The sequence below is a fragment of the Paenibacillus sp. FSL R5-0887 genome (genome assembly GCF_038002305.1).
Lineage (GTDB): Bacteria > Bacillota > Bacilli > Paenibacillales > Paenibacillaceae > Paenibacillus_AQ > Paenibacillus_AQ odorifer.
The window spans coordinates 1549000-1572999 of the sequence record NZ_JBBOCE010000001.1 but is presented as its reverse complement, the minus strand read 5'-3'; the positions used below and the strand labels follow the sequence as shown (position 1 = coordinate 1572999).

19 protein-coding genes and 2 pseudogenes are annotated in these 24000 nt (G+C 43.3%); 5 read left to right on the top strand and 16 right to left on the bottom strand.

Annotated features, from left to right (window positions below; translation table 11 throughout):
* Positions 1-415: 415 nt before the first annotated feature.
* Positions 416-1138, bottom strand: a pseudogene (locus tag MKY14_RS07020) (sensor histidine kinase).
* A gap of 13 nt (positions 1139-1151) precedes the next feature.
* Between MKY14_RS07020 and MKY14_RS07015 the strand changes: the two are divergent.
* On the top strand, positions 1152-1709 hold the full coding sequence (locus tag MKY14_RS07015; RefSeq protein ID WP_340976091.1) for a hypothetical protein: 558 nt from the start codon (positions 1152-1154) through the stop codon (positions 1707-1709).
* Positions 1710-2068: 359 nt separating this feature from the next.
* Here the strand turns inward: MKY14_RS07015 and MKY14_RS07010 are convergent, their stop codons facing one another.
* The 14 genes and pseudogenes from MKY14_RS07010 to MKY14_RS06945 form a co-directional block, all read right to left on the bottom strand.
* Positions 2069-2860, bottom strand: a complete 792-nt coding sequence (locus MKY14_RS07010; protein WP_340976088.1) for a hypothetical protein — start codon at positions 2858-2860, stop codon at positions 2069-2071.
* A 118-nt stretch (positions 2861-2978) separates the two neighbouring features.
* On the bottom strand, positions 2979-5258 hold the full coding sequence (locus MKY14_RS07005; RefSeq protein WP_340976085.1) for a GH32 C-terminal domain-containing protein: 2280 nt from the start codon (positions 5256-5258) through the stop codon (positions 2979-2981).
* Complete coding sequence (locus MKY14_RS07000; protein ID WP_340976083.1) at positions 5255-7726, bottom strand: PfkB family carbohydrate kinase; 2472 nt, start codon at positions 7724-7726, stop codon at positions 5255-5257. Before MKY14_RS07000 ends, MKY14_RS07005 begins: the two co-directional genes overlap by 4 nt.
* Positions 7727-7750: 24 nt before the next feature.
* A complete protein-coding gene (locus MKY14_RS06995; protein ID WP_340976082.1) occupies positions 7751-9376 on the bottom strand; it encodes an ABC transporter substrate-binding protein in 1626 nt (541 codons plus the stop codon).
* 111 nt (positions 9377-9487) lie between these two features.
* A complete protein-coding gene (locus tag MKY14_RS06990; RefSeq protein ID WP_076184861.1) occupies positions 9488-10384 on the bottom strand; it encodes a carbohydrate ABC transporter permease in 897 nt (298 codons plus the stop codon).
* A gap of 13 nt (positions 10385-10397) precedes the next feature.
* Entirely contained in the window at positions 10398-11315 is a 918-nt protein-coding gene (locus MKY14_RS06985) for an ABC transporter permease (RefSeq protein ID WP_175617341.1), read from the bottom strand.
* Between the two features lie 270 nt (positions 11316-11585).
* Positions 11586-12554: a LacI family DNA-binding transcriptional regulator gene (locus tag MKY14_RS06980; protein ID WP_076184863.1), complete on the bottom strand. Its 969-nt coding sequence runs from the start codon at positions 12552-12554 to the stop codon at positions 11586-11588.
* Between the two features lie 510 nt (positions 12555-13064).
* Positions 13065-13368, bottom strand: a pseudogene (locus tag MKY14_RS06975) (alcohol dehydrogenase catalytic domain-containing protein); the annotation flags it as partial.
* Positions 13369-13448: 80 nt separating this feature from the next.
* The gene (locus MKY14_RS06970; RefSeq protein WP_076184865.1) at positions 13449-14531 is read right to left on the bottom strand and encodes an alkene reductase; all 1083 of its coding nucleotides are present in this window, start codon (positions 14529-14531) and stop codon (positions 13449-13451) included.
* 43 nt (positions 14532-14574) lie between these two features.
* On the bottom strand, positions 14575-15273 hold the full coding sequence (locus MKY14_RS06965) for an SDR family oxidoreductase (RefSeq protein WP_076133019.1): 699 nt from the start codon (positions 15271-15273) through the stop codon (positions 14575-14577).
* Positions 15274-15434: 161 nt separating this feature from the next.
* Complete coding sequence (locus MKY14_RS06960; protein ID WP_076133021.1) at positions 15435-16013, bottom strand: TetR/AcrR family transcriptional regulator; 579 nt, start codon at positions 16011-16013, stop codon at positions 15435-15437.
* 524 nt (positions 16014-16537) lie between these two features.
* On the bottom strand, positions 16538-18037 hold the full coding sequence (locus MKY14_RS06955; protein ID WP_339187162.1) for an alpha/beta hydrolase family protein: 1500 nt from the start codon (positions 18035-18037) through the stop codon (positions 16538-16540).
* Between the two features lie 272 nt (positions 18038-18309).
* A complete protein-coding gene (locus MKY14_RS06950) occupies positions 18310-18543 on the bottom strand; it encodes a transcriptional regulator (protein WP_076106729.1) in 234 nt (77 codons plus the stop codon).
* A 408-nt stretch (positions 18544-18951) separates the two neighbouring features.
* Complete coding sequence (locus MKY14_RS06945) at positions 18952-19503, bottom strand: TetR/AcrR family transcriptional regulator (RefSeq protein WP_339187159.1); 552 nt, start codon at positions 19501-19503, stop codon at positions 18952-18954.
* Positions 19504-19651: 148 nt separating this feature from the next.
* Here MKY14_RS06945 and MKY14_RS06940 point away from each other — a divergent pair, with 148 nt between their 5' ends.
* From MKY14_RS06940 to MKY14_RS06925, 4 genes are all read left to right on the top strand, one after another.
* The gene (locus tag MKY14_RS06940; protein WP_339187157.1) at positions 19652-20575 is read left to right on the top strand and encodes a ketopantoate reductase family protein; all 924 of its coding nucleotides are present in this window, start codon (positions 19652-19654) and stop codon (positions 20573-20575) included.
* A gap of 134 nt (positions 20576-20709) precedes the next feature.
* Positions 20710-21279: an MFS transporter gene (locus tag MKY14_RS06935; RefSeq protein ID WP_340976078.1), complete on the top strand. Its 570-nt coding sequence runs from the start codon at positions 20710-20712 to the stop codon at positions 21277-21279.
* Between the two features lie 270 nt (positions 21280-21549).
* Positions 21550-21789 carry a helix-turn-helix transcriptional regulator gene (locus tag MKY14_RS06930; protein WP_036677000.1) on the top strand — a complete coding sequence of 80 codons (240 nt, stop codon included), beginning with the start codon at positions 21550-21552 and terminating at the stop codon, positions 21787-21789.
* Complete coding sequence (locus tag MKY14_RS06925; RefSeq protein WP_036677002.1) at positions 21779-22129, top strand: hypothetical protein; 351 nt, start codon at positions 21779-21781, stop codon at positions 22127-22129. Before MKY14_RS06930 ends, MKY14_RS06925 begins: the two co-directional genes overlap by 11 nt.
* Positions 22130-22338: 209 nt before the next feature.
* Here MKY14_RS06925 and MKY14_RS06920 read toward each other — a convergent pair whose 3' ends face one another.
* Positions 22339-23817 carry a serine hydrolase gene (locus MKY14_RS06920; protein WP_339187149.1) on the bottom strand — a complete coding sequence of 493 codons (1479 nt, stop codon included), beginning with the start codon at positions 23815-23817 and terminating at the stop codon, positions 22339-22341.
* Positions 23818-24000 lie beyond the last annotated feature (183 nt).

Below are 24000 nucleotides of genomic sequence, written 5' to 3'. Positions count from 1 at the left end.
CTGTGATGCGGTTCTCCGCACTTTCTGTCATAATCCAACCTTTAGCGTGGTAGCCACTCAATAGAGACTCACAATCTACTTAGATATACATCTAATATGCAATCGGACTATATTCTTGTCCATTCCGGTAATCGGTACAAGTTCTTGTCCTTGGCTTGGGACAAGAACTTGTACCGATAAAACAAAAAAAGCCGCTATAATAGCGACTTCAATGGGATCATGTTCTTGTCCCTCGACAGGATTGTCTCACAATCTAGAAGTTTATATTATTTGATCTATTTATGACTTCCTCTTCCGAGTTCCGAGCAATAACCACATCATTAATTAGAGCCTTGCGATCTTTGCTGCGTTCTATAGATATCCCCAAAAGTCCCGACAACAATTGTAAGCCTCTTTTGAAGAGTACTATTATTTTTTAACTAATCAGCGGAAAACGAATCATAACTGTCGTACCGCACCCTACCCCGCTGCTAATGTGGACTGTACCTTGATGTTGATTGACGATCCAACGTGCGATCGATAGCCCTAGACCTGCTCAGTGATCCCCTCTACTTCTAGAGGAATCTCCCTTATAAAAGCGATTAAATACGAGTGGTAATTCATGTTCCGAAATACCCACTCCGTTATCCTTGACGGTTACAAGAACTGATTTCCCCTGCCTAAGACACTCAAGATCGATTTGCCCATCCGCCTGCGTATATTTAATGGCATTGTCCAACAAAATCATGAACAACTGTATGAGACGATTTTCATCTCCATTCATGAGCAATTCCGAGCCTTCGACACGAAGCTGTACCCGCAACTGCTTGTAATCCATTATTGGCTCCATTTTTTTGGCGATCTCTTTAATGATCTCGTCAATTCGCACAGGTTTGCATGAGATAACTTCCTCATGTGAATCGCCTCTTGCCAGAAGAAGTAGGCCGTCTACCATGTTGCTCATTCTTTTGGTTTCTTTCAGAATGGCTGAAATTGGAGCACTTTCTTCCTCGATCGTATGATCGGGATGGCGTAACAATATTTGTGTTTGCCCTCGGACGACCGAGGGCGGACTTCTCAACTCGTGAGAGGCATCTGCAACGAATTGCTGCTGCTTATCCCAAGCCTTCTGAATTGGTATGAGCGCCCGTCTAGCCAAAGAGTAACCTGCGATGATAGATAATAACGCGCCGACACCGATTCTGTATGGACCTCAGCCGCTCCATGTCGATTTGAAGTTCATCTCCTCATCGGAGCTGGCAGTACGAGTCGAGAATCCGCTCGTACTTTGGGAGCGCGACAATTCGCTCCATTCAATAATCACCGAGACATCACCTTCGTACCCTACCCCTACTCCTCAATGGATGGAGGATCGGTTCTGGGTATGGGTGCATTATGGAGCAATGAAGTTAGGCAGAGGAGAACTATTCGAGTTCATTGATTTGCTCTCTTACATACGAAGTGCCGTGCTCGGGTCCCTGATTCTTATGGATATCCGGCATCTTCCGTCAGGAGTACGTAGGCTGGAGCAATATGCCGCTCACGAAATAGAAGAGCTTAAAGAGACACTTCCACTCCACGACGCCTCAAGCAGTTACCACGCGCTGAAATTCTCCATAAAAATTTATAGAAGATTGCGTCAAGATACTGAAGGACTGATACGCAGGAAAACTGCTGAGCAAGCTGCTATCGCATATCTCGATTCTGTATACGATAGCGTACGCAAATGATGTCTTGTCGCAGAGACATATTGGAATGTTACCGGATCGGAAACAGCATTAGTGACATACAACATTAATCTAACGGAGAAGTACGACAAGTTCTGCTATAAGCACCAAACAGTGTGAAAAGCAGAAGATTACTTCAGTAATCTTAACTTTACAACCGAGGTTGGGAATGACGGAACCATGTATCCCGAAACCATGTATCCCGAAACCATCCCGCCAATAATCCTGCGTACGTCATGTTTTACAGAACATGAGGTTTGAAGTACAGGTAGATTCGGTGGTAAGAACGTTCAAACAGACTGAACTGACGAACTTCCGAATGTACAGGTCTAAAGTTAGAGCATATGGAAACATATGCACCATCAAACGATGGGGTGGCGTTTGAAATCCGGCTTGATGTCCGTGGCGGCGATTCCTTCAGCCGGCTCGGCTTCATGGTACATGAAAAAGGCGTCCGCAAAGATCACGCCCCAATCCGAGTTTGCATTGTCAACGATCTCCACATACAGCCTTTTGCCCAAATATTCGGAAAGATCCGCCTTATATTGCTCCATATTGGCAAGCCGCAAGCCCTGATCGGGATTTGGGAAGCCAACGTCAGCGAAGGCGCTATTGCCATACCGGGCAATGACTTGCCCTGTCTCGGCTTCCACGATATTTATATATGCCTTTTTTGGATTTTTTGCACCGGCAAGCTTGAAGCTGATCCAGCCGCTGCCGCCTAGCTTGAAGGTGCTGGAACGAAGCACGCCAGTCGCAGCCTCGTCATGCTTCCAGCCATTTAAATGAAAGGAACCTTCCTGGTTGTACGGAATTTGTTCCCCCCACCAAGTGGTTTCGTCCGATACACTGTCCTGATCGAACGCTTGGCCTTTGACAACCGTCCAGCCTGACATATCTCCAGTTTCAAAGCCTGAATTCTCAATTTGATAGACCGTATCCGTTACGGATGATCCCAAACCATTACTTGTATTTTGGTAGACCGTATCTGTAACTGACGATCCTATGTCCGCCTTTAGATCAGAAGCTTCCCCACCTTCCCATACAACTCCTGCTGCGGCTGTACCCTGGATTGCCGGAGTCATAAGCTGAAGAGCCATAACCCCAACAACCATTTTGAAGATCCAAGATTTACTACTGTTGGCATCCCTCATTAACAAGCCTCCTTAGTCACTTTTTATTCACGCCAAAATAAAGCGCTTCCATTTAGTGATTTACTTATTTGAGGCGTTTTTTTTCTTCATGGGGTAAGGAGCGCCTGGGCGCCCCGCGTTACCAAATAGACTTCATATCCCATATTTCCATGGACTTCACCAATGACTTACCATCTCCCCAGAGCTCAAGCCCTAATGCATCCTTACGGCTGGGATAAACCCGGGTCGTCAGGCTTTTCAAACCGTTGGCATAGGCTTCGACCATGGAGCGATCCAAATAGATATGCAGCTTCAGATTCTCACCTAACAATTCCAGCTTCCCTCCTTGAACCCCACTACACTTTTCACCTAGATGCAGTGTCGTTTTCGTACGGTCGACAAGGAACTTAGCTTCATTAAAATCATAATACAGCAACGTTTCCTCTTCTCCATCCGGTGTACACCGGACCTTGATTCCGAGTTGTGTGGCACTGCCTCGATCCAGTTCCAATTGAATCTCAAGCATGTCGCCTTGAACATCCCTCAACTGTACATTTACCTCAGCCAATGACGTGTCCCGGAGCGATAATCGTTTCCCACCGCGCAGCGACTCTAGCTCCTGAACCGGCTCGACTCCGAGCCGCCCATCCTCCCGCAAATAGACGTTTAGCGGCAAGCCGCCGTTATGAGCCCAGCCTGACTGGTATTCCAATTTAGAAGTACGATCACCCTGTGCAATCGTAAAGACGATATTTCGACCAGTCTTCGGATCAACCATGCCGCTCGGACCGGTAAAATGGAAATCACCGACATCTATCAATTGCGGTTCTTCTAGATCCGGGATAAATGAAAGATTGTCTTGATCCAGCTGCCCGATCCAATAGAATACCTCAACATCGGCACCCTTTCCTACAGGACTAACCAGCAGAAGATGCTTGTTTTCCCCCTTGTTGTCAGTGCCTAAGGGAAGAAGTACAGGCAACTCCCAAATGGGTCCAAGATAAGGGAACTTCTGAATATCCGCCTGATGGAAAGGCCCTTTGTATGTCCAATTCAGCATATCCTGCGAGGTAAATGCCAGCGCTGCCCCGCCTTCGCCTTCAATCCCTGACCCGACCAGGGCATACCAGCCGTTCTCATCCTTCCACACAAACGGGTCCCGAAAATCTCCGAATGCACCCATTCCCTTCTGCTGCACGATGAGCGGCACCGGGTGTTTAATCCACGTAATGAGATCCGGGTCTCCATCCTGCGGATAAGTGCTACGGGCAAGCGCGACGCTCTGATTCGGTGAAGCACTATCATTGCCTGCCGTAAAGAACAGCACTGGCAGTCCCTCTGCATCATAGGTTGCACTTCCAGACCATATCCCGTCCGGTGCGAGCTGATCCTTCTCAGGTGCCAGCGCTACAGGAAGATCACGCCAATGCACCAGATCTTCACTCACCCAATGTCCCCAATGGATATGATGAAAGTACGGTCCTTGCGGATTGTGCTGATAGAACAAATGATACTGCCCTTCAAAATAAATTGGCGCATGAGGCTCGTTCATCCAATGTGCCGGCGGGCTGACATGATACTGCGGTCTGTGCCGATCCGTAAGCAGAGGTGTACGATCCAGCTTGATGTCGTCATATCTCAATTGCGGCCGGACGCCTCCATGTGCGGAATCCAACACTTCCTGATAAAAAGCTGCTACGTCCTCATTACTTAGGGCACGGTTATAAATCTTCAACTCATCCATGATCCCGCTGAACATATGAAGGCTGAACACTTCGGCAAGCCTGCTGCTGTGATTATTCCTGCCGATGAACAGATCCGTGTCCAACGCCTCAGCCAGGCGGGAACCGCGGGGCACCGCTGCCGATATGATTTCGGTGCCGTTCAGGAACAGCTTGATTTCACCCTCTTCTCCATCGAATACAGCGTTCACATAAGACCACTCATTCTTAGGAAGTTCATAGCCGTCCGGCGACCAGATTTCCTTCCATTCTCCTCCCTCAAGCCCGATTTGGAAGGACCAGGAGCCGTGACGGAACATGCCAAGCAGATATCCCTGCTTAGCCTTGTTATTGTAGCGGTTCACTATGGCAGCCAGTTTGCCTTCATGTCCCCACTCATAGGTGCGCGGGGCAACCCAAACCCCAATGCTGAGAGCCGATAGAAATTCCGGCTCTCCGTTACACTCTTCTCCGTGGACAGAATGAGCAATATATGTTGAGTAACCATCGAAGAGGAGACCACTTCCTCTTACCCCCTGTCTCCACAGCGGAGTACAAGGGTCGGTAAACTCTGCGTTGTTGAATACATAATGAATCTCATCTACCGTCTTAGTGACGCTCTCCATAGCGCTCGCTCCGGTCCCTTCATCAAAAGCCCAATGCATCATTAGTCCCCGGTTACCGACTTGGCTACTCATGCCTCATTCCTCCCTGAAGACTGCCCTGTGCTAACACTCGGAATCTGTATGGACTTCAGCGTATGGATTTGAAGCGAGTTCAGGACAACCTGTCCTGATTGTGTACTTATCTGAATATTCTCAATCGGAGCATCCGGGAAAATCTGATCGGTTAACACAACCAGACCATTAGCCGCATAAACTTCAACTGCATTGCGATCCAGCCAGATGTGCAGCTTAAGCTTACCGTTCGTAGCGGCCAGGCTGGCACCGTGACGGCTTGCGAACGCCGGGTGGAAATCAGTCAGACCACTTTCTGAACGGTCGGTAAACAGCCATTCCTTAGCAGGGTCATATCCGATAATAATTTCGCTCTGCTGTCCGCCAGATTGCAGATGGATACATATCTCGTCCCCGGATTTGATATCAATCTCTCCTTTAATTTCTAACAGATCACTATTCGTCTGCTGTATAAAAGGAGTCTTCGGCGTAACTGTGACATCGTTCCAGCTCATAGATTCATTACGCAGCTGCTCTATTTCCCGGACAGGCATTTGGCTCAGCACGACACTTCCGTTCTTACTAGTCAGGGACAAGGCGCGGGGCAAAGTCATTGCACCTCTCCAGGAGCCGGTAGGCGTCTCGTTGGCATATTTCCAGTTGCTCATCCATCCGATGATTACGCGGCGTCCATCCTGCTCCGGAATATCGGACCAGGTAACTCCCGCATAATTATCTCTTCCATAGTCTAGCCACAGTATATGATCCGCAGGATTGTCATTGATGAACGTCTTTCCATCGAACTCTCCAATAAAATATTGCGTACGCGATCCCTCTGGACAATTGGGATTATCTCCGATGCTGATGATCAGCACCCATTTTGAACGCCCGGTGTCATCCACCGGCAGTTGAAACAGATCAGGGCATTCCCAGACGCCATCATGTGACCCTTCATTTATACCAAATTCACCGGTCAGCGACCATTCACGCAAATTCTCGGATGCGTAGAACAGGGCATGATCTCCAGCGACAATCACCATAATCCACCGTTCACTTTGCGGATGCCAGAACACCTTAGGGTCCCGGAAGTCTATCAGTTCTTCCTCGATCAGCACCGGATTTCCGTCATACTTATGCCAGGTCTTGCCCTTATCGCTGCTGTAAGCCAGGCTCTGCCGCTGGCGCGGCTGCCCCGTGTCCGAATGGTTATCGGCATGCGTAAAGATCGCGACCAGTCCATCTGAATCTTCGAATAAGCCGCTGCTGTTATTCCAATCCACTACACAGCATCCCGAAAAGATCGCTCCGTGCTCATCCGGGAATAGAGCAATAGGCGCGTGCTCCCATTGAATCAGGTCTTCACTGACAGCATGGCCCCAGTGCATTGGTCCCCATTTATTACCGTAAGGATGATGTTGATAGAATAGATGATAGCTTCCCTCATAATAGACTAATCCGTTGGGATCGTTTGCCCAGTTTGAGGGAGGTGTGAAATGAAACCCCGGTCTGAACCGCTCATCATTGAATTGTTTGCTGGACTCTATCATATCGTTAATCTCATCTGTCGTTGGCATGGACCCAAGAGCCCCCTTTCGTGTGGTTACCAGCGCTCCGGCGGCATTGGCAAAGGTCAGCATGTTGGTGATTTGCAGCTTGGTCAAATCCTGTAAAGAGCTTCCGCTTTCCAGAATCTTAAATAACATACTGCCCAGAAAAGCATCACCGGCTCCTGTTGTGTCAATGGTCTTGACCTTAAAGCCCGGTACATATCCCTCTTGACCAGCCAAACGGTAATAGCAGCCTTTTTCCGCTAGAGTGACGATAATGAGCATGATATCGAAGTTCTGCTGGAGCTCTTGTGAACCCTGTTCAACATCACTAGTTCCGGTTATAAAAGAAAGCTCTTCTTCTGAGATTTTCAGAATATTAGCATAATTCAGGCCCCAAAAAATATTCTGTCTGGCTTCTTCCTTGCTCTCCCATAAAGAAAACCGGATGTTAGGATCGAACGACAGTAGAACTCCTGCTTCCTTCGCCTTAAGAACTGCCGTCCTGGTAGCCGTGCGAGCAGGTTCATGGGTCATCGACAACGAACCAAAATGCAGCGCCTGACATGCTTCAATCCGCGCCAGCGGAACATCCTGCGAGTGTAAGAAGGTATCCGCCCCCGGTTTCCGGAAGAAGCTGAAGGACCGGTCCCCCTGATCGTCCAGATGGACAAATGCCAGCGTTGTACTCGCTTCATTGGTAACCGAAACTCCTGTTACATCTACCCCGCTGTTACGCAGAGCATTTTGCAGCAATGAACCGAATTGGTCTTCCCCAACTTTGCTGATCAGTGCTGATCTGGCCCCCAGGCGGGATAGCGCTGCGGCTACGTTAGCCGGAGCTCCCCCCGGATTGCATTCAAACTGATCATTCCCCCCAGTCGTCCTGCCTGCCGGTGTAAAGTCTATCAATACTTCCCCTATAGCGATGACATCAAGCACAGTTTCTCCCCACCTAACTTCTATTTATTTTTTCAGATTTTCGTTATAGCGATCCAGCCCTTTTTGATAGATCTCCATCAGTTCATTCAGGCCCATCTTTTCCAGTGTTTTAATGTAGTTGTCCCACGCCTCATCTGCGCCGCCATCCACAATGAATTTTCCTCTTTGGGTATTTACATATTTAATCAGTTCCGGCTCAATCTTATTGATGGTATCCAGTTCCTCCGGCTCAAAGAAGATGTTCGGATAGTTTTCTTTTTCCATATACGGATTGTAATATTTCTCCAGGTCCTCGGCGCGCTGCTGAGCCCGGGGTTCCATATCTACCACTTTTCCGAAGTCATCGAAAGTAATGATACCGGGTGCACCTGATCCCGGAGCAACCTTCTGTCGGAATTCACCTGCTGAGGCTCCTTCAGGAAGCGGTAAATTCACCAGTTTTCCGTTTTCGTCCTTCTTGTACACGACATCCAGTGGTCCCCAGTGGATTTGAGCAGCCATGTAAGGTTCATACTGCTGGTCAATCCAACGCATGGTGATTTCTGGATTGCTGTTCTCTTTGGTAATGACAAAAGACCCGCGCCCCGGACCGCCGCCATTAGCGCGTCCAATCGTCTGCTCGCTATCCGCGCCTTTAAGCGGAGACAATAGCACATAATCCTTGGCACGTTCGGTTCCGACAACTTCTTCGGCTTCCCACCAGACATAAGATCCCAGCGTCTCATCTGTCGTTTTACCTTTGGCCAGATACTGTGCTGCATCCTGAGTGAAGGATTCCGGATCAATCAGGCCCTGCTTATACCATTTTTCATGGAAATAATTCAAAGCATCCTTATATTCAGGCTGAGTTGCGGTGAAAATGACTTTTCCATCGCGGACGACACGGTGTTCCAGATTATCCGGAAGACCAAAGGCACCGAATAGTCCGGCAATATCCATGCACCACTGCATGTGCATAAAGCTTAACGGGATTTCATCCTGCTTGCCGTTGCCGTTCGGATCTTTTGTTTTGAAGGCAAGCAGCGCTTCCGTGTATTCATCCAGCGTTTCCGGTACTTTGAGGCCAAGCTTATCCAGCCAGCTTTTATTAATGACGTGAAAGAAAGGGTTGGTTCCAAGGTTGTTTTCTTCCCAGGACGGCAGACCGTAGATATGCCCATCCGGCGCTGTGATCGATGATTTGATATCAGGACGGCGCTCCAGAATCGCTTTCAGGTTAGGCGCATATTGATCAATTAAATCCTCCAGCGGAATTAGCGTTCCATCTTCACCATAATTGATAAGCTCGTAATCAGTGAATCCGGCTGCATAGAAGGCATCCGGCAAATCGCCACTTGCGAGAAGCAGGTTTTTCTTTTCTGTATAATCGGTATCCGGAATGTTCTCCCAATTAATCTTCACGTTGGTTTCTTGCTCCAGCCGCTTGAAGATTTCCATCTCTGAGAACTCTGGTGCCAGGGCCGCCTTCGGGGCTACCATTCTTAACGACACTGGTTTGTTTACAACGGGAAGACCGGTTGCATTGAAATTGTCTTTCTGATTGGAATTTTCCGCCTGATTGTTTGTACCGTTACCGTTACCCGAACATCCGCTCAGCGCAAACGCTCCTGCCAATACCAGAATCCCCGCATTTTTAAATAAAGAACTCATTTTCGATAACCTCCCTTTTGTTCATCCCGCCAGCTAATTACTCCTGTTTTGTTTTCATATATTGCTCTGAATACGCTGTGCATCCCCCCTTTCAAGTACCGCGTCAAAGTATTATCCTTTGATGGAGCCAATCATTACGCCTTTAACAAAGTACTTCTGAAGGAAAGGATACAAAATCAACAGCGGAAGACTGGATACCATAATGACCCCGTATTTGATCAGTTCCGTCACACGCATCTTGGCTGCATAGGATTCCACATCGATCATCATGCCGGAGTTGACCTGATTCTGGACAAGGATGTTGCGTAGCACTAATTGCAGCGGATACTTGCTCTCATCATTTAGGTAAATCAATGCATCGAAGAATCCGTTCCAGAAGCCGACCACATGGTATAACACCATTACCGCCAGGATGGACTTGGACAACGGCAGAACGATGCTCCAGAAGAATCTGGTGTTGGAACATCCGTCGATTGAAGCCGCTTCCCACATTTCGTCTGGTATGGATGACTGAAAAAAGGTTCTTACAATAATGACGTTAAAGACACCGCCTGCCCCGGGAATGACCAGCGCCCACATCGTATTCAGCAGGTGCAGATCTTTAATCAGCAGATAGGTGGGAATCAGCCCGCCGCTGAAAAACATGGTAACCAGCAAAAACCACATAATCAAAGACTTCCCGGCCAGATCCTTCCGGGCTAACGGATAGGCTGCAAATACTGTCACGGCTACTCCAATTAATGTTCCCAGCGTTGCATAAAGAATGGAGTTGCCATATCCGATCCAAATGGAGGAGTCACTGAATATCCGTTCATAACCGTCCAGCGTTAAGCCTTTCGGGAATAGCCAGACCTCACCGGAGTAAATGTAATTGGGGTCACTGAATGAGGCAACCAGTACAAAATACAACGGGTACAATACTAGCAGCATAATAATGGTCAACAGAATGTAATTGATGATGTCAAACCATACATCCCCTCTGCTCTTTCGCTTCAATAATTGATTCATAATCGTCTCCTCCTTACCACAGACTGGTCTCTGTCATCTTTTTAGCGATCCGGTTAACGGTGAAGATCAAGATAATATTAATAAGGGAGTTGAACAGGCCGACTGCCGTAGAAAAGCTGTATTGGGCTTTCTGAATCCCCATCTCATATACATAGGTAGGGATAATATTGGAGGTGGCGTAGTTTAGATCACTCTGCATCAAAAAAGCCTTTTCAAAACCGATACTCATAATGTTGCCGAGTGCGAGAATCAGCAAGATAACGATCGTCGGCAGTATGCTGGGAATATCTACATACCAGACACGCTTCCATTTGCTCGCCCCATCCATAATGGCCGCTTCATGCAGCTCGGGATTGACTCCCGCAAGTGCAGCAAGATAGATAATCGTGGCGAAGCCTGTTTCCTGCCAGATTCCTGATAAGATATACAAGGGACGGAACCAACCCTCATCAGCCATGAAGAGAATAGGCTGTCCGCCAAACGAGGTAATAATATGATTCACGATTCCGCTGTTTGGAGATAAAAAAACATTAAGCATGCCAACGAGTACTACGGTAGAGATAAAGTGCGGCGCATAAATCACAGTCTGTACAAATTTCTTATAGGACTTGCCCAGCATCTGATTCAGCATAATTGCGATGATGATTGGAGCCGGGAATCCAAATAACAGCGAAAGAAAACTGAGTGAGAGCGTGTTTGTGATGATTGTCCAGAAGTTATAGGAATTAAAGAAATCTACAAAGTGCTGAAATCCTACCCATTCACTTCCCCAGATCCCCTGGCTGGGTGAGAAATCCTTAAATGCAATTTGCACCCCATACATCGGATAGTACTTAAATACGAGGTAAAGAATAATGATTGGCAGTAAAAACAGGTACAGTTCGTAGTCGCGTTTGAACCTGCTCCATGGTTTGCGTTTTGGTTTGATCATGGAATGATTCGCCCTGTTAGTTGTTGTATTCACGCGTATTCTCCCTTTCGTGTACAATTAATTACTTTTGAAACGTTTCCAATTTAAATTTAGAAAAAACATTGGATAGATCTTTATCAAGAATCACCCGGATGTGCACATGTTTTCCAAAACTTTTTATAAGAACTGATCTATCTTAATTATTTTTGAAACGTTTCCAATTTAGAGTGAAAAACATCAGTTAGTAACGTGCTTCCACAGAATGAGCTGAAGTTTTTCGATTAAAGGGGATCATGTAGTTTCACCTTGTTTGAATTTAACGGGGATACGATAAACTTGTTTATCTAAAGGAATGCCATCAATCTTGTTATAGAGCAGTCTAATTGTCATGCGTGCCATCTCTTCCACCGGTTGCCTGATTGTTGATAGAATAGGATGAAAATAAGGATTATCCTGAATACCATCATAACCGACGACCTTCACATCTTCTGGTATACGAATGCCCTTCCTGCGTGCTTTGTCAATATAGCTGGCAGCGAGCATATCGGTAATGGCAAAGATACCATCTACATCGCCATGTTCGTTGAGGAACTCGTTAATATAGGCATTGTCATCTACTATTGGATCCGGCTTCTCGTAGATCACATAATCGATGCCTAAAGCCTCCGCTTCATGAATAAATCCTTGCCTGCGGTTCATGGTTTCGCTGAAAACGGAAGTGACACTCCCCATAAAAGCCGGTTTCCTGGCTCCTGCTTTCACCAGCTCTCTTAAAGCAAGACGTCCTCCCTCAAAATTATCTGAGGTCACACAGGTAATCTTCTTGTTAAAGTGTCTGTCGATGCTTACAATCGGAATGTCGTTGCTTACATTATTCTCGATATCGTTGTAAGTTATGCCAACAATACCAGCCACTTTGTTCTGCCGGAGCATTTCCAGATAATATAGCTCCTTTTCAGGCTTGCCTCCACTATTACATAACATAAGCTTAAAGCCTTCCCGGTCCAACTCATCCTCAATGTAATAAGCCAATTCAGAAAAGAATGGATTCCAGATACTTGGAAGTAGTAGAGCCACCATCTTAGATTTCTGCATCTTGAAATTCCTGGCCACTTCATTAGGGAAGTAATTCAGTTCTTGTATAGCTTCCTCCACTTTTTTGCGTGTCTTGGGTTTTACAGCGCCAGAGTTGTTAATGACTCTGGACACGGTTCCTACAGCAACGCCTGCTAAGTTTGCAACATCTTTAATACTTGTCATTTAACACCCCCGACCTCTCTATGGAAATTATAATATCACCAAAATGGAAACGTTTCAATATTTATTTTGGAAACGTTTCAACTTTTCTTCTGCTTGTAACAACGATCTGTTTTTACTGCTATGGATGTTCTAAGGTATAGCCTGCAAAAATCAGATCAGAAAATTAGATGAACATAAAATCGGCAATAGTACCATATTCTTGTCCATTATCGGCATGGGAGCAAGTTCTTGTCCTGAGCAAAGGACAAGAACTTGCTCCCTTAAAACAGAAAACCCGCGCTTGGCGCGGGCTCTAATGGGACTATGTTGTTGTCCACCGACATACAATGACACAAAGTTGCCTACATAAATATAGATGTCATCCTCCCTATAATGATAACAAAAAATCTATCTTCAAAAAAATTCTTCAATTAAAAATACTATATCTATTAGGTAATAGCCTACGGATTTTTTATGTTGTTCTAATTCAGTCAATTTATATTCGAGATACAAGTTCGAGTTAATCCGATATTTAGGCATTTTAAATATAGCTTCATCTTTGACCGCCACATATTCAGCGAAAACTCCTATTTTATTCACCGGCAACCTCGTATAAACTCGGTTACCAACCTGAAAATTAACAACATCTTTACCACATGCTTCTATAACACCAGATAGTTCATTACCTAATGTTAATGGGAAATCATAATCAGTAATCATTCGGATACTGCCATTTAAAATTAATGAGTACCTCACGATTATCGATTTCCGGTATCTTAACATTGTTTATTTCCAAATGAATTTCTTTTGAGTATTGTATTTGAGCAGCTCTCATGTTCTGCCAGCTTCCTCTCCATTTGAAAATTTTATGGCGTACAATTTTCAGTTGTACGCCAGTTGTGATTCCACATATTCTTATTGATGTTGAGTTTTTAATTCTTCCATTCTAGGGTAGTCTGTATAACCTGAGCTTCCGTTACCAGAGTATAATGTTTTAGGATCAACTTCATTTAAAGGTGTTCCTTTTTTTAGTCGTTCCACAAAATCCGGATTAGCTAAAGACCAGATACCGACTGGTACGACATCAGCAGTACCACTATCAATATCTACACTAATATCTTCAAGTGCCCGCCCTACTCGATTGACCAATAATGGATTTGTCCAAATTGAACGAATTTCATGGAGCAGTATTTCATTCCCTAAATGCATCACATGGAGGTATGCTAAATTATAATTAGCTAATTCTTTTACAAGATGGCGATAAACCTCTGGTCCTTGTGCGCCTTCAACAATCCCACCAAGAGGTGTTCCTGGTGAAATACGGAAACCGGTTCTTTCTGCTCCAATTTCTTCAACGACTGCTCTTGTTACTTCAATTGCAAACCGAGCACGGTTCTCCACAGATCCACCGTATTTATCGATTCGTTTATTAGAATTTTCACTAATAAATTGATTAATTAGATAACCGTTGGCTCCATGAATTTCAACCCCATCAGCACCTGCTTTAATAGCTGCTGCAGCTGCTCTTCGGAAGTCTGCAATAGTATTTTGAATATCTTCTTCACTTAGCTCTCGTGGGACGGGTATTTCCTGCATGCCTTTAGCAGTAAACATTTCTACACCAGGTGCGATCGCAGAAGGTGCAACTGCTTGTCGATGATGCGGAGTATTGTCGGGGTGCGATATACGGCCCACATGCATTAATTGTATATACATAAAGCCACCTGCTTCATGCAACGCATCCGTAACCTTTTTCCAACCTTCTATTTGCTTTTCAGTATAGATGCCAGGTGAATTTAAATAACCTTGACCATCATCAGATGGTTGTGTACCTTCACTAATAATTAATCCCATTGATGCTCTCTGAGCATAGTAAAGAGAGCTTAGTTCTCCAGGTGTGCCGTCCTTCTGTGCTCTACTACGTGTCATAGGTGCCATTGCTAAACGATGAGGTAATTCCATATTTCCAATTTTCGTATTACTCCACAATTTGTTCATTTATTATTCCCCTTTATGAATTAAATTAGAAATGAAATTGTTATTAAGAAAGATGAGGGTACAGTGCAGGAACGCCACCTGCAAGTCCACCTTGTATCATTCGGCTGTTATCATCAGCAATAATTTCAAAGCTGCCAGATTCTATGCCATTAATAGCTATTTTTGCGATATCTGCAGGGCTTGCTTTGGGGACTTCTAAGCTGGTTGTCATGTCTGTATCCATAAAGCCCACATGTAATCCTGATACTCTTATATTATGAGGATATAGATTTAAACGTAAATCGTTCGTCAATGCCCACTCTGCAGCCTTTGCAGCTGAATAAGCACCTACAGTTCCTGAACTAAACCAAGATAATGCGGAAAGAACATTTAAAATAGATCCTCCCCCATTTTTTTCAATTATTGGTGCAAAAGCACGAACCATGGACAGCGTACCGAAGAAATGCGTATCAAACTCCAAATGTATTTTTTCTACCTCATCGTCCAGCAAAGTGGCGCCAGTAGCTGAGCCTGCATTGTTGATTAAAAGCGTCACGTCCTTAGCGAGGATAACAGCTGCTTCAACTTCTTGAGTGTTGGTAATATCAAGCTTTACTGGTATAACGCCTGGAATGTTAATGGTTTCCGGATTTCTTGCACCACCATAAACCTTAGCCCCTCTGGATAAAAGCTCCAGCGTGAGATGGCGGCCAAAACCTCGATTTGCTCCAGTGACAAATGCTACTTGTTCAGAAATTATCATTTTTGTTACTCCTTTTATTCATCGTTTATTCACTATATGGGAATGATCATTCTAAAAAACATATAAGAAGGATCGTTTAAAGAGATCTTTAAACGAGACAAGACTCAGTTATGAGAACAATCATTCTAGAATATGCATAAGCAATTATATTTAAATAATAATTACTTATATAAAAGTTTAATTGATAAATCGGCTATTCGATGTAATTTTTCTTTAGGCACTGAGGTCCTAGTCATTACCCTTAATCCCACAAAAACAGAATGCAGATGTTCCGCTAGATCGTCGGCATTGAAATCCAAGCTAAATTCTTCATCCTGCTGGCCCCACAGAATAATATCTTTGAGCAGCTTCTCTGATAATGTGAACGATTCAATGGACTTCAAATCCACATTGGCATCGCGCATTGCTAATTCCACCGCTGAATTCACCATCAAACAGCCTGAGGGCGAATCTTCTTCACCATTTATTATGAAACTAAAGATAAGCTGAAGTGCCTCAGTTGCAGTCTTGGAACGTTTAACTTCTCTTGAAAGCTCAGCATTCACTTTATCGCGAAAACGGTCCATGGCTTTCAAAAACAGCGTATGCTTGTCGCCAAATGTGTCATATAAACTTCTTCGATGAACTCCCATATGCTCTACAAGATCTGTCAAAGATGTCTTCTCGTAACCCTGTTCCCAAAAAAGCTTCATCGCCTTATCTAATACTTCGTTCTCTTCGAATTCTTTGCTTCTTGCCATTCGATTCCCTCCCTAATAGTAAATGTAACATATTGAGAACGATCGGTAAAGAATAGATTTTCTAATCACTGTTGACGATGTGCTCTCTTAGCTTTCTTCTTCACTCCTTCCGACTGGTCTGTGGTGACTTACCTCCGAACGGATCCCTTCCCCATCATAGCGCGACTATGTAGGTAACTTTAAGTCAATAAACCACAATGTAGATACATTTGTGCATTTTTTTGACACAAATGTACCTACATAAAAAAAAGAAAAGCCTGATTTAACAAGCTTTTGTCGAGTAGCTTATGTTGGCACTTTTGTGTCTTTGGACAGTTCGTTATATACATGTCGGTGGACAAGAAGATTGTCTACTTCGGCTACGGTACTTAAAAGGGTAAAGTTAACGGGTGGCCGTTAGCTTAATAAAAAGACAGCCGATCATCTAGACGGCTGCGATCGTGTATGGATTGATCGTTCCCCATAAGCGTAATGATGTTGCTTCAGTCAAAAATAACTGCAATCTTATTAACCTGCTCCGTAATTTATAGCGAGGTTACGAACTTCACCTCCGGAAAGCGGCTATCTGGTCCTTTCATTAAGATTCCGTCTTGATTTTTCAGATACATATCGAAGAAATTCAGCATATAGGTATTGGTAACAGAGTCCGCTCTATCGGGCTCAATCTTTCCTGTAATGCCCAGCATTTTGAAAATCGGAGAAATGAACTGTACGTCGGTAAAATTCAAATGCTCCGTATTTTCGATATAGAGGACTTGTCCCCCTTCGTCGACCGCTTTGCGCATCCGTTCAAGCTCCAACTTTTTATCTTCCGTTACTTGATCCTCCCACTCTATGGTTGAGCCCATACGGTTAATTTCTGCATCCGTGTAGACCCGGTTATCCATCACCATTTTTAATTTTTCGAAATAGCTTTCCGAGTTGAGGAACAAAAACGGCTTTCGCAGTCTCTCTCTTTCACGCAGACGATAAAGCCCTCCATCCAGATCTATGCCAACCGCGATTCGCGGATCGTAAGAAGCGTCATAAGCCGTTGCTCCGCCGATAGAATGACCGAACACCCCGACATGGTCGAGATCAATCCAGCCTTTTAGATGACTTGGAATCTGCCCCGATTGGATAAGCTCGAATTGGTCCAGCACAAACACCACATCTTCGGTTAAAACTTTCCCTAACTTGTCGCGATTTCTGCTTTCCGTCCGATAATTATGGTCAGGCGAGAATAAGTCGTTGGTTGTGCTGGTCGTGATTCGACCGTCCGGAAACTCGGTTGCAAATGTGTTGTAGGTGTGGTCGATCATTGCCACGATATATCCGTGACTCGCGAGATATTCGGCTTGCGAAGTGTGGAGGAATCTAGAAGAGCCGTTGCCGGGATTCCCAAGGATCAGTGGGTATGAAGTCTGTGCCGTAGAGATTTCCGCCTCCGAATATGCATAACTGGATACGTACTTCAGGTGTTGAAAAGTAAACCCGGGAAGACCATAGTTTGCGGCCATATAACTTAAAATCCGCGTATCGGGAATAAAAGCAGTTCGCTTGCCACTACCAGCTTGAGTCGGATACCATACCTGAACCATCAATTCTCTTTTACCCTCTCTTGCTTTATCAAAAATCTCTTCTCTATTGGTATCCACAAAATGAAACGTTTGCGTTCCTACCTTAAATTCCCCTGTCAGTTCAGGGAGTTTAAATACAGGAAAAGCATACATGAGAACAGCTGTTCCGACCAGCATGATCGCTATAGCGGTATAAGCTGAACCCAACAGGAATCGAGGGATTTTTTGAAAACTGGTTTTTTTAAAATAACTATAACCTGAAATGGCTAAAAAAAAGACCGTTATGCAATATGGGAAAAACAGCTGCACTCTGTATCCTTCTACCGTCCAATGAATGACCAGCAAAACTGCGGCGATCCCGCTTGCAACGAATACTGGAATAATACGCTGACCTTTTTTTAATACAACTGTTAATACAAATAAACTGATGTTTGACAAATATAGCAATAATTCAAACAATCTCATCTCAAGTCTCCTTTAAAAAAAATTCATTTTCATTTGTTCCAATCATTCCTGCCTAGCTAGCCTAACCCCCCTCCTTTTGCTGCTTCAGTATAAAGACGGTTTCTGAATCCAAAATGTATCAGTTTCGTTTCTGTAAACTGCTTATTAGCTTAATAAAAAGGCAGCCGATCTTTTGACCGGCTGCCTTCTTATTTTGATAGAGTTATCGTTTCCCATTATCTTAGCTTAATGGATCACATTCGTAGTCTTAATGCAACCTACCACTTATTCCATTAATCTCCCTTTACTTCATTATCATTCGGAATTAATTCATACAAGGCACGAACATCACAACCGATGGAATCGGCGATCGATATGGCAATTTTGAGTGGCATCACTCTTTTGTTTTCAATAAAGTCGTAAACTCGTTCCGGTTTAAAAAGCAAGTCTTTTGCCAGCCATTCCGCTGACTTCCCGGATTCCATCAATCGTTCATTCAGTAAGCAACGTCCTAGTTCAAATTTCAAGAAGTGATGACCTCCCGCATAAGATAATACTTAACCTTAAGCGTTGTCCATTGCCAGCATGAATATACTTCATAAAGGGTCCTATAACGATGAAGTTCCCCATGTTTCCTGTTAGTTCAATCTGAGGTTTTCCTATTTTCAGCCCAATTTTCCTGTTCACAATTGAGATTAATGATGCATAATAGCACTGTGTAGAAAATCTGCTAAATCCTCATTGCTATATTGATTAATGATGTTCATATCTCTCACTCCGTGCATATATAAGCAATAACGCCCCATCTCGTGGTCTATAACATCGTCCACCTTAAGAGTAAGTTAGGTCAGTTTTTATGGAGTATATTGTGTAAACAAGCTTATGCGCGCTTTTTTATTGTTATAGAACATATGGATTTGGTTTGAATGACAGACTCATTCTTTAATATAGGGCGTAAACCCTCTTGAATATAGGTTCTCCACTAACTTGAAAAATTCTTCTGACGATAAATCCTTTTGACGCTGGAGCCAAAGACGAAACAAAGAAAGAGCAGTTGTCAGGTAAAACTCAATGAAGTATGGCGTTAGTGATTGGTTTTGCGGAACGTTTAATTCTAATTGATTCAAAGCGATTTCTTTTTTTAAGCGTTTTAAAAAACGGACACTTCCATAATCACCCAAAAGGGCATTAAGAACCAGGAGATGTTCTTTTTTATCCAGACAATAGAGCGTGTCTTGAACCGTATCCAACGATAGCTCTTTATTTGCCAATTCTTTTTTCATTTCATTCAATAGGTCATTTTCAACAGAGTCTAACAATTCGTAAATGTCAGTAAAGTATTGATAAAAGGTGCTGCGGTTATATCCTGACTTATTCGAAATTTCCTGAATCGAAATTTTCTCAATCGGCTTTTGGCTATATAACTCACAAAAAACTTCTACAAACTTTTGTTTTGTTTTCTCCGTTATTTGGGGTTGCTTTTTCATGTTTCCCTCCTACTGGTGAATAAGAATACCATCCGACAAATCATAAAAAACTGATGGTTGATCAAGGAATAATGAAGATTTATAATCACATCATACAACACGTTGTCGGATAATCCAAAGGGAATATTAATAAGTTGGGGTGGTTTATATGTCAGCAAAACAAGATAGAATTTTAATTTTTGGTGCAGGTGTCATCGGGAGCATGTACGCAATTAAGCTTATTGAAGCAGGGTTTGACGTTAGCCTGTTTGCACATTCGAATAGATATACATCATTAAGAGAAAATGGCCTGCAGTATATAGAAAAAGGTACAGTTAGATCGATACAAGTGAATGTCATGGATACGCTCGAAAATGACGATGTATACGATTTTATTTTCGTTACTGTTCGTTATGATCGGTCCGAATCAGCATTGTTAGCGCTAAAAGATAATCAAAGCAAAAATATAGTTACGATGATTAGTAATTCAATTGGATTTTCTTCGTGGCTGGATATCGTAGGGGATAGACTTATACCAGCTTTTCCCGGCTTCGGCGGACAGATTAAAGATGGAGTATTACATGCGCGATTTCTACCAAAGTTTATAGCGGCAACTGCATTTGGAGAAATTAATGGTGTAGCGACAGAACGCATAGAAAACCTCGCAAAACTATTTAAAACAGCAAAGCTTCCCTACGTTATTAAAAAAGATATGCAAGCGTATCTAATCACACATTCCGTATCAGATATTGCCATGTTGAGTTTTTTGCATTCTGAGAATAAGATTATTGACAAAAAAACAGCCAGAACCAGAAAGACGGCACGCAAAATAACAGTCACTTTAAAAGCGTATCTTAGGGAAATACAAAAAGCGGGCGTTTTAATTGATCCTCCAATACTTAAAATGGTGCTTAAATTTCCAAACTTATTTTTGGATCTCTTCTTTATGACATGGCTACGAACTAAGATGGTTAGGGATATGATGTTGCCGGATTATGCGAATAATGCTAACAATGAGATTGTACAGCTGAGTAATGATTTAATGAAATTTTTAAGTCAACATGATATCAAATCGGAAATACATGTTCCGTAATTTTTTGTTAAAATAGTATGGTATTTTTTAATTTATTTTCATTAAATCCTTCAATCAGGCATTAATCTGAATATGAAAATCTAAATATATAGTTTTTTCGTAGCATCCTTGAATAAACTACCGGGAAATGATAATTGAACAGCGGCAGTCCAAGACTTTATTTATCAAGTCTTGGACTGTCGCTGCTTTATTATCCGGGACAGTCGGCTGATAAACGCATTTCAGTATTCAAAGTTTTACTCACACCTGGGGTGATTCCTATCTTGGTTGTGGTTCTTGCCTGGATGCTGGCTCATAATATTTTGTATACCTATATCTCTCCTTTCCTGGATGATATGGGGCTTGAACCCTATCTCGGACAGGTTCTGCTTGGTTTTGGAATTATGGCACTGGTGGGAATCTGGGTGATTGGGATTTTCATTGATCGTTGGTTGCGTCCGTTGGTTCTCATCAGTCTTACCGGATTTGCTCTGATATCTCTTGTACTAGGACTTTGGAGTGAGCATGGTACTATTATCTTCATTTCTGTTGCGCTGTGGGGGCTGACATTCGGTGGTGCGGCAACATTGTTGCAGACAGCACTTGCTCAGGCTGCGGGGAAGCAAGGTGTGGATATCGTGCTGCCTATCAATACCTTCTTGCTCTGTTTGTTGACTGGTGTGCTAAAAGGCATGGATTTCGTCCATCCCAGATCCGTTAAGTAATCCGATGGCCATCCGTCTGCTATTGACTGTGAATTGTTCTTGCACGATCGTGGTAATCATTCATCGATTTGCACCACCAAAAACCATAAATTACATTAGATCGATATGTGAACCAGGCGGAATCATGAAACTCGTCAGGTTCTTTCTGCATTCTGGCTTTTGTTAAATCAAAGTAGTCCAGGTAAACATTAATGTATTATGTAACGAAGTATAAGTATACTTTACATTTGTTAAAAATCAGTTTATAATTTGATTCAAGAGGTGATGGTCATGAAGAAAGATTTCGGTGATTCGATATCCAATAAGGTTTATGAATATCGTGTACTTGCCAGAATGTCTCAGCAAGAATTAGCAGAGAAAGTCGGGGTTTCCAAACAAACCATTTTCGTAATGGAAAAAGGGAATTATGTGCCGACTCTGCTATTGGCTTTTCGAATTGCCGATTTTTTTAATGTTGATGTAAACGATGTTTTTACTTATTTGAAAGGAAATGATCAAAATGAAAATTAAGTCTATTTCTGATATCCATAACGCAATTTTTCACCCTTTAAAGTCCTGGGCTGAGCAATCTACGGGAAATTGGAATATTCTCATTGGAGTAGGTTTTTTACTGCTCATGGGTAGTGCGATTTTCACCTATGTATTTTATAAGAAGATTGGGCAAGACGATGAACGGACAAATAAAATCTTTTTGAAAAGCAGTTACTTTATGCTGTTGACAATTATTCTATGTGACATGATTTTTCCTAAAGAGTATATGTGGAACATCTTTTTCTTGTTCAAATATGCGCTAGCGTTTTTAGCTGGTGGAATTTACATGGCCATCCAGTATAAAAAGGATTTGTCGTAAGGAAGGGTCAGAGCGAGGACCAGCTAAGGATGGGGATTAGACAATGTTGATAAATATGCTAACTAAGTGGTATGGAAGTTCAATAGGTGCAATCGGGTTGTAAAATAAATTGCTAAAATCAAAAATATCCTTTTATGTTCCTTCCCCCCTCTGCTTCTAGCGGCAATGGTTACATGTTCTTGTCCTTTGATCGCGACAAGAACATGTATTTATAAATCAAAAAAACCGCGCTCTGCCCCGCCTCTTATGAGACTATTATACCGTTGAGTGTATACAAACCATGTAATGCTTGCTGTTAATAATGCTGAAGAAATCAAGACTGTAAGAACACTATATGTTTGCCAAATAAGTATCGTTGGCCAATCTAATGCACAGCACATTATACACAGGGCAATCGTAGCCATCAGCAAAATAGCTGTTACGATTATTCGCTTTTTTGTCATTGGCTGCCGCCCATTCATTTTTCTTCTGCGTAATCCTAAGAGAAAGAACAGAACGGCCAATAGGCAAAAAATAATTGTGGTAGACGATAAAATGATGTCCAAAAGCTGTGTGCCGCTTATTTCATATGACTGCGTTAGATTGCCGTCTAATATAGCTTTAACTTTTAGTACCATGCTTCTATTGATATTTGCACCGTTGGTCAGCAAGCTGACGGCTGTTCGTTCATTTGGCAGTATGATCACTTCGGTTCCAAAATTAGGATTTCCCCCGGGGTGCTCTATAATCGTTTGGTTGGCGTTTACCGTCCAGCCCGCCGCATAATACATTTCGTTGACAGCCGGAACAGACATATCACCCTGATGTGATTTTTCGATAACCGTATGGAATATTTCGGGTATGTCCTTCACAATACCCATCTGTATGCCCATCCAACGCGCCATATCCTTTGTACAAGAAATGATGTAGCCTGCGGGTTTATTCCCGGAATAATCCGGCGCGTTATATGGAGTTGTCATAAAAAAGGAAGAACGGTAGCCCTGTGCCAACTGTCCGGTGGCTTGAGCATCTTCTTTATAAACATACGTCTGGTGAAGACCTAACGGCTGAAATACCTGTTCCCTCATAAAGTCTTCATAGCTTTGTCCCGACACAATCTCAATAACCAAACCCAATACGTCATAATTAACGGTCCCATAGTTGTACTGTTCACTGGGAGGGAACGCCAACTCAACATCTACCAGCATTTCCACAGTCTTTTGCAGCAAATCTGGTGTATTGCCTTGTGGAATATTTTGAGAATGCTTACCATTTGTTAGGCCGCTAGTATGGTGAAGAAAGTTATTGAGTGTAAGGCTTTGCATATCAACAGGTTTTCCTTGATACTTTAACGTAAACCAAGGTAAATATTTTTGGACAGTGTCAGTCATTGACAGCAGCCCTTGTTCCTCCAACAGCAGAATACCCATGCCGGTAAAGGCTTTACTGACCGAGGCCAGTTCATATAGTGTGTTCTCACTTGCAGACAACCCACTTTCACGGTCTGCATACCCGGAAGAAAAGTAGAAAATTTCATCATCAGCTAGTATCGAGATTGACATTCCCGGCACACCTGATATACGACGGGCATCATCCAGCAACGCGTGTATTGCCGCAGATTGCGTATCTGACAACGCCGCATAACTTTGTGTTGCGAATCCTGAGAATACTATAAGTATCGCTATTACACAAACAATAGTCTTTTTCATAAGCTCTCCATTTCGAGTAAATTAAGCGAGGATAATATAAACAACCAGTAGTACGCCTTATCTGCCTAATGCGTCGCTCCATTATACTTAATGCTAGACGTTCAATGATTGGATTACTATTGTAAAATTCACAGACCCATGTATATTATTTCTTGTTTCGCAAAAAAGACCCCTCTGATTACT